Origin of the sequence: Marinobacter shunpengi (assembly GCF_045449715.1) — a bacterium.
In the GTDB taxonomy this organism is placed as follows: Bacteria; Pseudomonadota; Gammaproteobacteria; order Pseudomonadales; family Oleiphilaceae; genus Marinobacter.
Window position 1 is genome coordinate 69465 of the sequence record NZ_JBJJLA010000022.1, and the last position, 11956, is coordinate 81420.

Sequence of the window (11956 nt, forward strand, 5' to 3'; positions counted from 1 at the left end):
GGGCGGAGTGATCGTCACGATGGGCAGCGTACTGTTCGGTTGATGGATGTCAGGTGCCTGACATATCGGGGGCGCGAAGCTTACCAGAAGCCCGCTCGAAAAGTAACCGGCAGACTCCTAGATCCGGTTCACCTGCTCCAGAAACGCAGCCGGCAGGATGTCGATCACCGGGCGACGGTCGCCACTCACTTCCGGGGCCGGCGCCGATGGTTCGGTGGCAATAATCGATGGCTGCTCGGACCAGTGCAGCAGTTCCAGTTTGCCGTCCGCATTTTCCACCAGCGCGGTGCAGTGCTCCACCCAGTCGCCGTCGTTGCAGTAGAGTCCTTCCTGGCTGCGCAGGAAGCCGGCGGAGTGGATATGGCCGCAGATGAAGCCGTCGTAGTTGCCCTTCTCGGCGGCGGTCAGCGCCGCCAGCTCGAAGCGGCGGATAAAGGTCCGCGCCTTGCCGATACGACCTTTCAGCCAGGCCGCCAGCGACCAGTAGGGCTTGCCCTGCAGACGGCGCCAGGCATTGAACCAGCGGTTAAGCCGCAGCAGCAGGCCGTGGGCCCGGTCCCCCACCAGCAACATCAGCGGGCTGCAGCGCACCACCTGGTCAAACTGATCACCGTGGCACACCATGAACCGTCGGCCATCGGCGGTGGTGTGGATGATCTTCTGGTGCAGTTCCACGCCACTGATGGTCTGACCGCAGAAGCGCCGCATGAACTCATCGTGGTTACCGGGCACGTACACCACCCGCGTGCCGTTGGCGGCCATGGCCAGCAGGCGGTGCACCACCGCCTCGTGGGATTTGGTGAAGTGCACCCGCCGCTGCATGGCGATCAGGTCCACGATATCGCCCACCAGGTACAGGGTGTCGCAATGGACATTGTCCAGGAAATCCAGCAGGTAGTCTGCCTGGCAATCCGGGGTCCCCAGGTGAACGTCGGAAATGAAAACGCTGCGATAGTGTGGCATGTCTGCCCCTGACGGTTACCCTTCTCATGACACAACGTGACAAGCACACATGACGTGTCGGTGACACTTCATGGTCAGTCCTGTGAAGATTGCTCCACAGGGCCTTGGGGAATCCGGGCCGGGTGTAACAAACGGCGATTTCCGGTGTCTGACGGGATAGTCATCAAAGGAAGAAGGGGAATCTGAATGCCACGCCTGCGAATCATCCTCGGCCTTCTGTTGCTGGTGGCCCCCGCCCTCGCTCTGGCCACGGACAATGCCTCACTCTTCCAGCACTACCAGACCCTGCTCGAGCGGCACCTGACCGAACAGGAACTGCCCGGCGACGGTCTTGTCTCCGCGTTCGATTACGAGGAAGCCCTGCGGCAGGAAGACACCCAAACGCTGCTGGGCCAACAGGCGGACGCGCTGGCGGCCTTCGACCCCGCAGGCCTGGCGGGCAAGGCCCGGTCGGTGGCCTTCTGGATCAACGCCTATAACTTTTTCATGATCCACCAGATCCTCACGGAGCGGCCCGACGGTGAGCTGGTGTCGTCAGTGTGGGACTACGGCGGTCGGCTAAACCCATTCCGGGACAATATCTTCCAGCGTTCCCTGTTCACCATTGGCGGCCAGGACTACAGCCTCGACCAGATGGAAAAGGACATCCTGCTGGGTGAGGGTTACCAGCAAAGAGGCTGGATGGATGCCCGGGTGCATTTCGCCGTCAACTGTGCTGCGGTGGGCTGTCCGCCACTGCGGAAAGCCATCTACACCGAAGACAACCTGGAAACCCTGCTGACGGAGAACACCCGGCTGGCCCTGAATACCCCCCGACATCTGACCATCGACGGCAGCACCCTGAGGCTCAGCGCCATCTTCGACTGGTACCGTATGGATTTCGGGGAGGAAGCCGGCTCGGTCAGGAGCTTTATCCGGCAGTGGGCAGACACCGATGTCGGCGCCCGGGCGAACCAGACCAATGCCATTGATTACATCGACTATGACTGGGCCCTGAACCAGCCCGACAACTTTCCGGAGTTGTCGCAATAACCGGCCCTGATCGATCCAATCCCCGGATTCACACAGGATTGGTGGCCAGGATTTTCTTCAGGAAGTCCTTTGTCCTGGGATCCTGGGGGTGATAGAAGATCTCGCTGGGCGGCCCCTGCTCCACGATCCGCCCGCCATCAATGAAGATCACCCGGTCGGCTACGTCCCGGGCAAACGACATTTCATGGGTGACCACCATCATGGTCTGGCGTTCGGCGGCCAGCTTTTTCATCAATCCCAGCACTTCTTCCACCCACTCCGGGTCGAGGGACGAGGTGGGTTCGTCAAACAGGATCACCTCGGCACCGGCGGCCATGGCCCGGCCAATACCCACCCGTTGCTGCTGGCCACCGGACATGGACGCCGGGTAGGCATCCGCCTTGTCGGCCAGGCCAATCTGTTCCAGGATCTCCCGGGCCCGCCGATGGGCCTTTTCTTTCGGCCATCGGTCCACCACCAGCAGGCGTTCGGCGATGTTCTGTAATGCCGTCTTATTGGCGAACAGGGCATAGTTCTGGAACACAAACGCGGTTCGCCGGCGCATGGAGAGGATATCCGCCCGGCTGGCCCGGTTCACATCCACCGTCAGGTCACCCACGGTCATGGTGCCTGAGGTAGGTTGCTCCAGGAAGTTGACGCAGCGCAGCAGGGTGGATTTCCCGGTGCCCGAGGGACCGATGATGACGACGATTTCGCCCTTCTCAATTGTCAGGTCAATCCCGTCGAGGACCACCGTCTTGCCAAAGTGCTTGCTGAGTGAGTCCAGTCTGATCATCGGCTATAGGCCCGGTTCAGGCGAATTTCCAGGTAGTGCTGGAGCTTGGACAGCAGCTCCACCACGATCCAGTACATGATGGCCGCGACGATGAAGGCCTCGAAGTACAGGAAGCTGCCGGACGCCTCCTTCTGGGTCGCCCCCATCAGTTCCGTCACCCCCAGGGTGAAGGCCAGGGAGGTGGCCTTGATCATGTCGATGAAGTAGTTCATCAACGTGGGCAGCGCCACCCGGGTGGCCTGGGGCAGGACGATCCGCCGCATCAGTTGGCCGTTGGTCATGCCGATGGACAGCGCCGCTTCGGTCTGACTGCGATCCACCCCGATGATGGCCGCCCGGATGGACTCCGCCATATAGGCGGAGAAGTGCATGGTCAGGCCCATGATGGTCGCCGTAATGCCGTCAATCACCGTCAACGCGCTGACTAGCTGCGGCAGGCCGTAATAGAACAGGAACAGCTGCACCAGCAGCGGCGTACCGCGAAAAAACGAAATGAACAGGATGGTCAACTGGTTGAGCACGGGAATACGCAACACCCGGACAACCGCGAACAGGCACGCCAGGATGAGGGCCAGCACCATGCCCACGCCGGCAAGCTCCAGTGTCAGGGGCAGGTACCGCAACAGGATGGGTATCAGCCCGATCATGTACTCGACGTTCAGGACGTCCATAGTGAAAGCCGCCTAGGTGCGCCCCTCAGGGCCGGGTGATATCGGTGCCGAACCATCGCTCGGAGATCGCCTTGAGGGTGCCATCCTCCCGCAGGGCCGCCAGGGCCTGGTTCACCTCGTCACGAAGGGCCCGGCCCTGGTCCGTGTCCCGAAAGGGGTAGGCGTTGGTGATCTGTGAGAAAGTCGGCCCGGCCAGTGCCAGCGGCAGGGGCTTGTCCTTGATAATCTGGCTGGCACTGACCCGGTCCATCACAAACGCATCAACCCGGCCCAGGGCGGTATCCCGCTCGATATTGCTGTCGTAGGTCTTGATGTCGATCTGGTCGGCGTAGGGCAGCTCCTGCAACAGGTCCTCGAAGTTGGAACCAAGGTTCACGGCCACGGTCTTGCCCTTGAGATCCTCCACCCCGTTGATCTCCGTGTTGCCCTTCTTCACCACCACCTGGGCACCATCGTAAACATAGGGGTCACTGAAGATATAGGCCTGCTGGCGCTCTTCGGTGATGGTGATCTGGTTCGCCACGGTATCGATACGCCCGGACTCGAGCATCCCGAACAGGCCGGAGAAATTGGCGGTCTGATAGTCCACCTCTCGCCCCATCTTCTGGGCCAGGGCCTCCATTACGTCCACCTCGAAGCCCCGGAGCTGATCCTGCTCAACAAACGTGAAGGGGAAGTACTGGCCCGACATGCCCACGCGCAGGGGATCCTCCTGGGCGAGCAATGGCTGACTGGATAACAGGGAAATTGCAATCAGGACATTCATCAAAAGCGGTTTCATGGAACCTCCTAGCCATTGGTGCTGTTACCAACAGCATAGACCCGGGTTGAGGGTGAGCAATCACTCCGTTTCGGGCAACGCGACTGAGCCCCGATGGGAAAGGACGCCTTCAACGTAAATGTAGAGGGCCCCCTAACCAATCAGCCAGGGTCGGCCACACCCGGAGACCATGGCGGGCGGGGACCATGTCCCCGGTGCTGTGTTCAACACAAACCACAGGCACCAGGAGAACGAGGAGATTGCAAGGTGGAGGTGAAACCTAGCGAAGATTCGGATTCAGGGTGTAGGTTCCGGTTACCCGCTCGCTGGCCAGCACATGTCCTTCCATGGCCTTGCTGACGGCTTCACCATCGAACTCGCCGTCGAGTCCCAGGGTTTCCACATCCAGGGCATGCACCTCGAAGTGATAATGGTGGATCAGCTCGTCGTTCCAGGGCGGGCAGGGGCCGTCATAGCCACCGTAGGTCCCCGCCATGTCCGGGTTGCCAGCCAGGAACTGGGTAAAGTTGTTGACGCCACGGATGCCGATGGGGCCGGGGCCCGGCTCCTTGCCCTTGGGGCTGACACCGTCGCTGTCCTCACCTTCCGGAATTCGGTTAACGGACGCGGGGATATCCACCAGCAGCCAGTGGAAGAAATCCACCCGCGGGATCTCGTTGGACACCACCTTGCCTTCCTGGTTGACGTCGTCGGCAATGCTGGGCACATCGGGGTCAAACATCATCACCACAAAGCTCTTGGTGCCTTCCGGGGCGTCCTCCCAGGTGACTTCCGGGTTGCGGTTGGGACCGAAGCTCATATGGTCCTCTTCGCTGTATACGCCAAACGCAAATTTCTCGGGGACCGGCTGGCCCTCGGTAATGCCATTAAAGTGAACCTTCATGGTTTGCTCCTGTAGGCTTTCGATCAGTTACCCGGTTTTAGCAGTTGCGCTGAGGGCTTGTCCAGATCACCCCCGGCGGAACGATTCCGGTATATCTATCACTGTAAGGCTATAGTGGCCAAAAAAAAGGGCACACAACGGTATACATGCCCTGGGCGCCTTTACGCAGACACCCGCCACGCACTAACCTCTTGGGATTACACGATCCACGAGAGAGACACATCATGACCGACGACAAGCGACGCCGTCATTCCGCCCCGGTGGTTGACGGCCTGGGCAAGTCCGCCAGCCGCGCCATGCTGCGGGCGGTGGGCTTCACCGATGAGGACTTCCGCAAGCCGCAGGTGGGCATTGCCTCCACCTGGAGCAACCTCACCCCCTGCAACATGCATATCGACGGCCTGGCGCGGGAGGCCGCCAAAGGCGCCGACGGGGCCGGGGGCAAGAGCCTGATCTTCAACACCATTACCGTGTCCGACGGTATCGCCAACGGCACCGAGGGCATGAAGTATTCGCTGGTGTCCCGGGAGGTCATTGCCGATTCCATCGAGACCACAGCCGGCTGCGAGGGCTTCGATGGCCTGGTGGCCATCGGGGGCTGCGACAAGAACATGCCCGGCTGCGTCATGGGCCTGGCCCGCCTGGACCGGCCCTCGGTGTTTGTCTATGGCGGCACCATCCAGCCCGGTGAGAACCATACCGATATCATCTCGGTATTCGAGGCGGTGGGTGCCCACGCCCAGGGCAATATGGACCTGATCGAGGTGAAGCAGATCGAGGAAACCGCCATTCCCGGCCCCGGCTCCTGCGGCGGCATGTACACCGCCAACACCATGGCGTCCGCCATCGAGGCCATGGGCATGAGCCTGCCCGGCAGCTCCGCCCAGAATGCCGTCTCCGACACCAAGCTGGCCGACTGCGAGGCCGCCGGCGCGGCGGTACTCAAACTGCTGGAGAAGGACATCAAACCCTCGGAGATCATGACCCGGGAGGCCTTCGAGAACGCCATCACCGTGGTGATCGCCCTGGGCGGCTCCACCAACGCCGTGCTGCACCTGCTGGCCATGGCCAGCACCATCGGTGTCGAGCTTTCCCTGGAAGATTTCGAACGTATCGGTAAGCGGGTACCGGTGCTGGCCGACCTGCGTCCCTCCGGCCACTACATGATGTCGGAGCTGGTGGCCATCGGTGGCATCCAGCCGCTGATGAAGATGCTACTGGACCGGGGCATGCTCCATGGCGACTGCCTGACCGTCACCGGCAAGACCCTGGCGGAGAACCTGGCGGACGTCGAGCCCTACCCGGACAGCCAGGACATCATTCACGCCTTCGACAATCCCATCAAGGAAGACAGCCACCTGCGCATCCTCTACGGCAATCTGTCGCCTACCGGGGCCGTGGCCAAGATCACCGGCAAGGAAGGCACCCACTTTACCGGCAAGGCCCGGGTGTTCCATTCCGAGGAGGAAGCCCAGGAGCGCATCATGGACGGCACCGTGGTGGCCGGCGATGTGCTGGTGATCCGCTATGAAGGCCCCAAGGGCGGCCCTGGCATGCGGGAGATGCTCACCCCCACCTCCGCCATCATGGGCAAGGGCCTGGGTAGCGATGTGGCCCTGATCACCGACGGCCGCTTCTCCGGCGGCAGTCATGGCTTCGTGGTGGGCCATATCACCCCGGAAGCCGCCGAGGGTGGCCCCATCGCGTTGGTGGAGAACGGTGATACAATCACCATCGATGCGGTCAACAACACCATCGAACTGGACATCTCCGATGACGAGATGCAGCGGCGGCGTCAGGCCTGGCAGGCACCCGCCCCCAGGAAGACCCGGGGCGTGCTGGCCAAATATGCCCGCACAGTCAGTTCCGCGTCCGTCGGTGCGGTGACCGACTTGCCATAACAACCAGAGAGTGCACGACCCTGTCACGCTCACTCGCCAGTTTGCAATAGCTCTGTGCAACTACGTACCCGATAGATATGTAGTGTGCTAATGGGATATCGTAAACTGGCACGCGAGCGTACAGGTCGAAGGCCCGATGGACCGGGCCAGAACCATCAACGCTCCCCCGATAGTCCCCCTGTCGACCAAGAGTGATGAGAGCCAGCCGTCCTGTCATTGAGGGCGTCTGCCTGTCCTCACTTACAGGAAAGCTGTCTATGGAACATACCCATCATATTGTCGTGGTCGGCGGCGGCGCCGGCGGCCTGGAACTGGTCACGCGCCTGGGCAACAAGCTCGGCCGCAAGGGCAAGGCCCGTATCACCCTGGTGGACGCCGGCCTGACCCATGTCTGGAAACCCCTGCTCCATGAAGTGGCCTCCGGCTCCCTGGACGCCAGCGCCAACGAGATCAACTACCGGGCCCACGCCCGCAAGCACCACTACGAATTCCAGCTTGGTCGCATGTCCGGGATCGACCGCCAGAACCACCGTATTGTCATCGCCCCCTTCCTGGACGAGGACGGCGACGAAGTCGTACCGGAGCGGCATATCCACTACGACACCCTGGTGATCTCGGTGGGCAGCACCGCCAATGACTTCGGCACCCCCGGCGCAAAGGATCACTGCCTGTTCCTGGACAGCCTGCCCCAGGCCCGGCGCTTCCATAACCTGCTACTCAATGCCTTCCTGCGCACCAACCACGATGCCAAGGAAGGCCAGGACCACCAGCTTCCCATCACCATCATCGGTGCCGGCGCCACCGGCGTGGAACTGGCGGCAGAACTGCGGCTGGCATCCCGCGAGCTGCCGGTCTATGGCATGAACCATCTTGCCCCGGAGGATATCCGCATCTCGGTGATCGAGGCGGCGGACCGTATCCTGCCGGCACTGCCCGGCCGCCTGTCCCTGGCCGCCACCCGGGAGCTGGAGCGCCAGGATGTGCGGGTGCTGACCGGCCAGCCGGTGTCCGAGGTACGCGAGAACGCCATCGTGATGAAGGATGGCACCGAGATCCCTTCCCAGATGACCATCTGGGCCGCCGGCATCAAGGCCCCGGAGTGGCTCGGCCAACTGGACCTGGAAACCAACCGGGGCAACCAGCTGGTGGTGAAACAGACCCTGCAGTCGGTCACCGACCCGGACGTGTTCGCCCTGGGTGACTGCGCCGCCTGCCCGCAACCGGATTCCGATCGTCCGGTACCACCCCGGGCCCAGGCCGCCCACCAGCAGGCGGATACCCTGTTCAAGACCCTGCGACATCGTATCGAGGGCGGCGAACCGGTGCCTTTCGTCTATCACGACCATGGCTCGCTGATCAATTTCAGCCGCTACACTACCGTGGGTAACCTGATGGGCAACCTGTCCGGTCGCTCCATGTATGTGGAAGGCAAGGTGGCCCGGCTGTTCTATGCATCGCTGTACCGCATGCACCAGAACGCCCTGCACGGGCCGCTGCGAACCGCCATTATCTGGGCCATGGACCGGGTCAGCCGGGCGATGCAGCCCCGACTGAAACTGCACTGACACTGGAGCTTAACCCAAGGAAAGAAAGGGCCGGACCAACTCATCCGGCCCGGCAGGATGTATCAGAATTTCTTGCGCTCGACGGTCCAGCCTGATGCGTCGCAGGCGCCGGTAAACACCTCGGCGGTATCAGTGATACCACTGCGACACACTCTACGCCAAGCAGATGGGAAGGCTGGAGCGGGTGAAGGGAATCGAACCCTCGTCTTAAGCTTGGGAAGCTTCTGCTCTACCATTGAGCTACACCCGCGCTGGCCTCAATATAAGCCCGCCCGCCAAGACAGGCAATACCCGGTAACATACCGTGTTCGCAGGGGCTAAGAGTCAGCTAGTATTTAGGGAGTCTCCCGACGGTTCCAGGATCACATGCCTCCACGGTGGTCCGGGCGTATTGGAGACTGGTTGGAAGTCACCCCGCTTGGAGAGTTAATGGACCCCCATCTGATCCTTATCGGCGCCGCCATGCTTGTGATGAGCATCCTGCTCAGCCCGCTGTCAAGCCGGGTGGGCATGCCGGTACTGCTGATTTTCCTGGTGGTGGGCATGATGATGGGGGAAGACGGGGCCGGGGGCATCCGTTTCGATGATTTTGAACTGGCCTTTGTCATCGGCAACCTGGCCCTGGCAGTCATCCTGCTGGACGGCGGCATGCGGACCCGGGCCGAAACCTTCCGGGTGGGCCTGAAGCCTGCCCTGGTACTGGCTACCATCGGTGTGTTCGTGACCGCTGCCCTGGCAGGTCTGTGCGCCTGGCTGGTGTTCGACCTGCACTGGATGGTAGCCCTGCTGATCGGCGCCATTATTTCGTCCACCGATGCGGCGGCGGTGTTCTCTCTCCTGCAGGGCCACGGCCTGCACCTCAATGAACGGGTCAGTGCCACCCTGGAAATCGAGTCCGGCTCCAACGACCCCATGGCCATCTTCCTGACCCTGATGCTGGTCAGCCTGCTCAGTGCCAACGGCGCCTCCAGCCTGGCCGACGGACTGCTGATGCTGGTACAGCAGTTCGGCATCGGCACCATTGTCGGAGTGCTGGGTGGTTTCCTGATCGTGGAAATGGCCAACCGGGTACGACTGACACCGGCGCTGTATCCGTTGATGGTAGGAGCAGCCGGGTTGTGCGTTTTCGCCGGCACCAACATCGTCGGCGGCAGCGGCTTTCTCGCCATCTACCTGTCCGGGGTCATCGTGGGCAATCGCCCGGTACGGATGATGCCCATGATCCTCCAGGTTCATGACGGCCTCGCCTGGCTCGCTCAGCTTTGCCTGTTCCTGATGCTCGGGTTGCTGGTCAATCCGTCGGACCTGTTGCCACTGGCCGGTGGCGGCCTGGTGCTAGCTCTGACCCTGATCTTCGTGATCCGGCCACTGGCAGTGTTTGGCACACTCTGGCCGTTCGGGTTCAACCTGCGTGAGCTGTTCTTCATAAGCTGGGTAGGACTGCGGGGGGCGGTGCCCATCGTGCTGGCGCTGTTTCCGATCATGGCCGGTCTGCCGGAGGCACGGGATATTTTCCACTTTGCGTTCTTTATCGTGCTGGTGTCCCTGATCGTCCAGGGAACCTCACTGGCGCCACTGGCCCGCAAGCTGAACCTGGAGGTGCCCTCCACCGGGGAACCCTATCGCCGCCTGCCACTGGATGTGCCCGCCACCGGCGACCACGAGCTGATGCTGTTCCCGCTCAGGGGGGATCGCTGGGAAGACCCACGCCCCCTGGGCCAGCTATCGTTGCCGGATAACACCGCCATTGCCGGTGTATTCCGTGATCGCCAGTGCCTGCAGCCGACACCGGACCTGAAGATATCCCAGGGCGATGTGGTAGCGGTGTTTGCGGTGTCGTCCGCCCTCAAGGAACTGGGTAAATCACTGTCAGGCAGGCAGCCACCACGGCACCTGGCGGACCGCGCCTTCTTTGGTGACTTCGTACTGAACGGGGATGCCCTGCTGGGAGATGTGGAGCAGGTGTACGGGATCGAGTTCGACGAACTGCCCCCGGAGCTGTCCCTGGCGGAATGTTTTGCCAAGCGCACCAAAGGCCACCCGGTGGTGGGTGATAAGGTCACCCTCGGGCCGGTCATACTGGTGGCACGGGCGACAGACGCCGACCAGGTCACCAAGGTGGGCCTGAAAATGACGGACGCCTGACACCAGGCGGAAACACTCTGCAACCCTGGCAAGGTTTTGTGACATATCCCCACAAAAGTTACCTGCGTGCAACCTTAGCTTTGTGCTATAAGATAGCGGAATCGTGACCAATTCAGACCCGATATCCATAGAGCCATGCGTATTTTACTTTCTAGCTTACATACATATATAGCCGTTCCGGTGCTCCTGGCCCTCACTATCCTGGCCAGCGGAGCCCAGGCTGCCGGCAACCGCACGCTCGCCATGGCGGAGACCGGCACCACAACGGACATCAATCAGCTTGTCGTGCACAAGGACGAGCGTCGTCTTTATCTGATGTCCAACGATCAGATCATCCGCAGCTATCGCATCTCCCTGGGCAAAACACCGGAGGGTCACAAGCTGTATGAGGGTGATAGCCGCACGCCGGAAGGCAGTTACACCATCGACTTCCGCAACCCCAACAGCGAGTATTACAAGTCGATCCGCATTTCCTACCCCAATCACAAGGACCGGAAACTGGCCGAGGCCTGGGGCCTGCAGCCCGGTGGCAATATCATGATCCACGGCCTGCCCAACGACGTGGGAGACATGGCCTTTGCCTATCAGGGCCTGGACTGGACTGACGGGTGTATTGCCGTCACCAACGAGGCAATGGACGAAATCTGGCGGCTTGTCGAGGTGGGAACACCGATCCGCATACTTCCCTAATACCCCCTAAAAACGCCGCAGATTCATAAAGTTCCTGAACCTATACTTAAGTTTATGTAATTACCTAAGAATTTTTACGTATCCCGAGTTAACATTTTTGTGTGGAGTGTTTTACACTGTTTATGAATCCGGTGGGCATCTACCGGAACCGACATAACAGGATGTTATTCATTCAGAACTTCTGCACCACAGGAAGTATAACGACCAACAAGGGGATACTAGACATGCGTAAGTTGACGATCGCAGGGTTTGCACTGGCCACCGCACTGACTGCCGGTTGTGCCACAACTGATCAGGCTGCTATCGATGAGGCGACTGCAACTGCCAACTCCGCAGAGCAGACCGCCAGCAACGCCCTGAGCACTGCAAACAACGCCGACCGCAAGGCCAACACTGCCCTGCGTCGTGCCGAGCAGGCCCTGGCAGAAGCGAAAGAAGCCCAGAAGTCTGCAGACGAAGCAAACGAGCGCGCTCGTCGTATGCTTCAGCAGTCCAGCCAGAAGTAATGGCTGGATAGCATCTGCAAAGACGGAGGCCGGCACTAGCCGGC

General features: G+C 61.1%; 11 protein-coding genes and 1 tRNA gene. 6 read left to right on the plus strand and 6 right to left on the minus strand.

All coding sequences use genetic code 11. From position 1 onward, the window contains the following. Positions 1–117: 117 nt before the first annotated feature. Positions 118–963 carry a UDP-2,3-diacylglucosamine diphosphatase gene (locus ACJO3T_RS15955; protein ID WP_406962763.1) on the minus strand — a complete coding sequence of 282 codons (846 nt, stop codon included), beginning with the start codon at positions 961–963 and terminating at the stop codon, positions 118–120. Positions 964–1149: 186 nt separating this feature from the next. On the opposite strand from ACJO3T_RS15955, the gene ACJO3T_RS15960 reads away from it, so the two are divergent. Then, positions 1150–1995: a DUF547 domain-containing protein gene (locus ACJO3T_RS15960; RefSeq protein ID WP_406979109.1), complete on the plus strand. Its 846-nt coding sequence runs from the start codon at positions 1150–1152 to the stop codon at positions 1993–1995. Between the two features lie 28 nt (positions 1996–2023). Here the strand turns inward: ACJO3T_RS15960 and ACJO3T_RS15965 are convergent, their stop codons facing one another. The 4 genes from ACJO3T_RS15965 to ACJO3T_RS15980 form a co-directional block, all read right to left on the minus strand. Continuing rightward, positions 2024–2770, minus strand: a complete 747-nt coding sequence (locus tag ACJO3T_RS15965) for an amino acid ABC transporter ATP-binding protein (protein WP_406962759.1) — start codon at positions 2768–2770, stop codon at positions 2024–2026. Next, the gene (locus ACJO3T_RS15970) at positions 2767–3441 is read right to left on the minus strand and encodes an amino acid ABC transporter permease (protein WP_406962757.1); all 675 of its coding nucleotides are present in this window, start codon (positions 3439–3441) and stop codon (positions 2767–2769) included. The genes ACJO3T_RS15965 and ACJO3T_RS15970 overlap by 4 nt, the downstream gene beginning before the upstream one ends. Before the next feature lie 25 nt (positions 3442–3466). Then, positions 3467–4222, minus strand: coding sequence for an amino acid ABC transporter substrate-binding protein (locus ACJO3T_RS15975; RefSeq protein WP_406979110.1), 756 nt, complete (start codon positions 4220–4222; stop codon positions 3467–3469). A gap of 259 nt (positions 4223–4481) precedes the next feature. Further along, positions 4482–5105 (minus strand): YbhB/YbcL family Raf kinase inhibitor-like protein, encoded by a 624-nt coding sequence (locus tag ACJO3T_RS15980; protein WP_406979111.1) that lies wholly within the window; start codon positions 5103–5105, stop codon positions 4482–4484. Positions 5106–5329: 224 nt separating this feature from the next. Between ACJO3T_RS15980 and ilvD the strand changes: the two genes are divergently transcribed. Then, a complete protein-coding gene (gene ilvD, locus ACJO3T_RS15985) occupies positions 5330–7006 on the plus strand; it encodes a dihydroxy-acid dehydratase (protein ID WP_406979112.1) in 1677 nt (558 codons plus the stop codon). Between the two features lie 257 nt (positions 7007–7263). After that, entirely contained in the window at positions 7264–8571 is a 1308-nt protein-coding gene (locus ACJO3T_RS15990) for an NAD(P)/FAD-dependent oxidoreductase (protein WP_406979113.1), read from the plus strand. Between the two features lie 176 nt (positions 8572–8747). Here ACJO3T_RS15990 and ACJO3T_RS15995 read toward each other — a convergent pair. Continuing rightward, a tRNA-Gly gene (locus ACJO3T_RS15995) sits at positions 8748–8821 on the minus strand. Positions 8822–9000: 179 nt separating this feature from the next. Here ACJO3T_RS15995 and ACJO3T_RS16000 point away from each other — a divergent pair. The 3 genes from ACJO3T_RS16000 to ACJO3T_RS16010 all read left to right on the plus strand — a co-directional run bounded on the left by ACJO3T_RS16000 (position 9001) and on the right by ACJO3T_RS16010 (position 11912). After that, a complete protein-coding gene (locus ACJO3T_RS16000; RefSeq protein ID WP_406962738.1) occupies positions 9001–10716 on the plus strand; it encodes a potassium/proton antiporter in 1716 nt (571 codons plus the stop codon). A 243-nt stretch (positions 10717–10959) separates the two neighbouring features. Next, positions 10960–11406 (plus strand): L,D-transpeptidase family protein, encoded by a 447-nt coding sequence (locus tag ACJO3T_RS16005; RefSeq protein ID WP_406962810.1) that lies wholly within the window; start codon positions 10960–10962, stop codon positions 11404–11406. 224 nt (positions 11407–11630) lie between these two features. After that, a complete protein-coding gene (locus ACJO3T_RS16010) occupies positions 11631–11912 on the plus strand; it encodes an Lpp/OprI family alanine-zipper lipoprotein (protein WP_328185395.1) in 282 nt (93 codons plus the stop codon). The last annotated feature ends 44 nt before the right edge of the window (positions 11913–11956 follow it).

Excerpts from the sequence above, each read along its gene's own strand:
- ACJO3T_RS15955 (WP_406962763.1), bottom strand. The coding sequence starts at position 963 with ATGCCACACTATCGCAGCGTTTTCATTTCCGACGTTCACCTGGGGACC.
- ACJO3T_RS15960 (WP_406979109.1), top strand. The coding sequence starts at position 1,150 with ATGCCACGCCTGCGAATCATCCTCGGCCTTCTGTTGCTGGTGGCCCCC.
- ACJO3T_RS15965 (WP_406962759.1), bottom strand. The coding sequence starts at position 2,770 with ATGATCAGACTGGACTCACTCAGCAAGCACTTTGGCAAGACGGTGGTC.
- ACJO3T_RS15970 (WP_406962757.1), bottom strand. The coding sequence starts at position 3,441 with ATGGACGTCCTGAACGTCGAGTACATGATCGGGCTGATACCCATCCTG.
- ACJO3T_RS15975 (WP_406979110.1), bottom strand. The coding sequence starts at position 4,222 with ATGAAACCGCTTTTGATGAATGTCCTGATTGCAATTTCCCTGTTATCC.
- ACJO3T_RS15980 (WP_406979111.1), bottom strand. The coding sequence starts at position 5,105 with ATGAAGGTTCACTTTAATGGCATTACCGAGGGCCAGCCGGTCCCCGAG.
- ilvD (WP_406979112.1), top strand. The coding sequence starts at position 5,330 with ATGACCGACGACAAGCGACGCCGTCATTCCGCCCCGGTGGTTGACGGC.
- ACJO3T_RS15990 (WP_406979113.1), top strand. The coding sequence starts at position 7,264 with ATGGAACATACCCATCATATTGTCGTGGTCGGCGGCGGCGCCGGCGGC.
- ACJO3T_RS16000 (WP_406962738.1), top strand. The coding sequence starts at position 9,001 with ATGGACCCCCATCTGATCCTTATCGGCGCCGCCATGCTTGTGATGAGC.
- ACJO3T_RS16005 (WP_406962810.1), top strand. The coding sequence starts at position 10,960 with ATGGCGGAGACCGGCACCACAACGGACATCAATCAGCTTGTCGTGCAC.
- ACJO3T_RS16010 (WP_328185395.1), top strand. The coding sequence starts at position 11,631 with ATGCGTAAGTTGACGATCGCAGGGTTTGCACTGGCCACCGCACTGACT.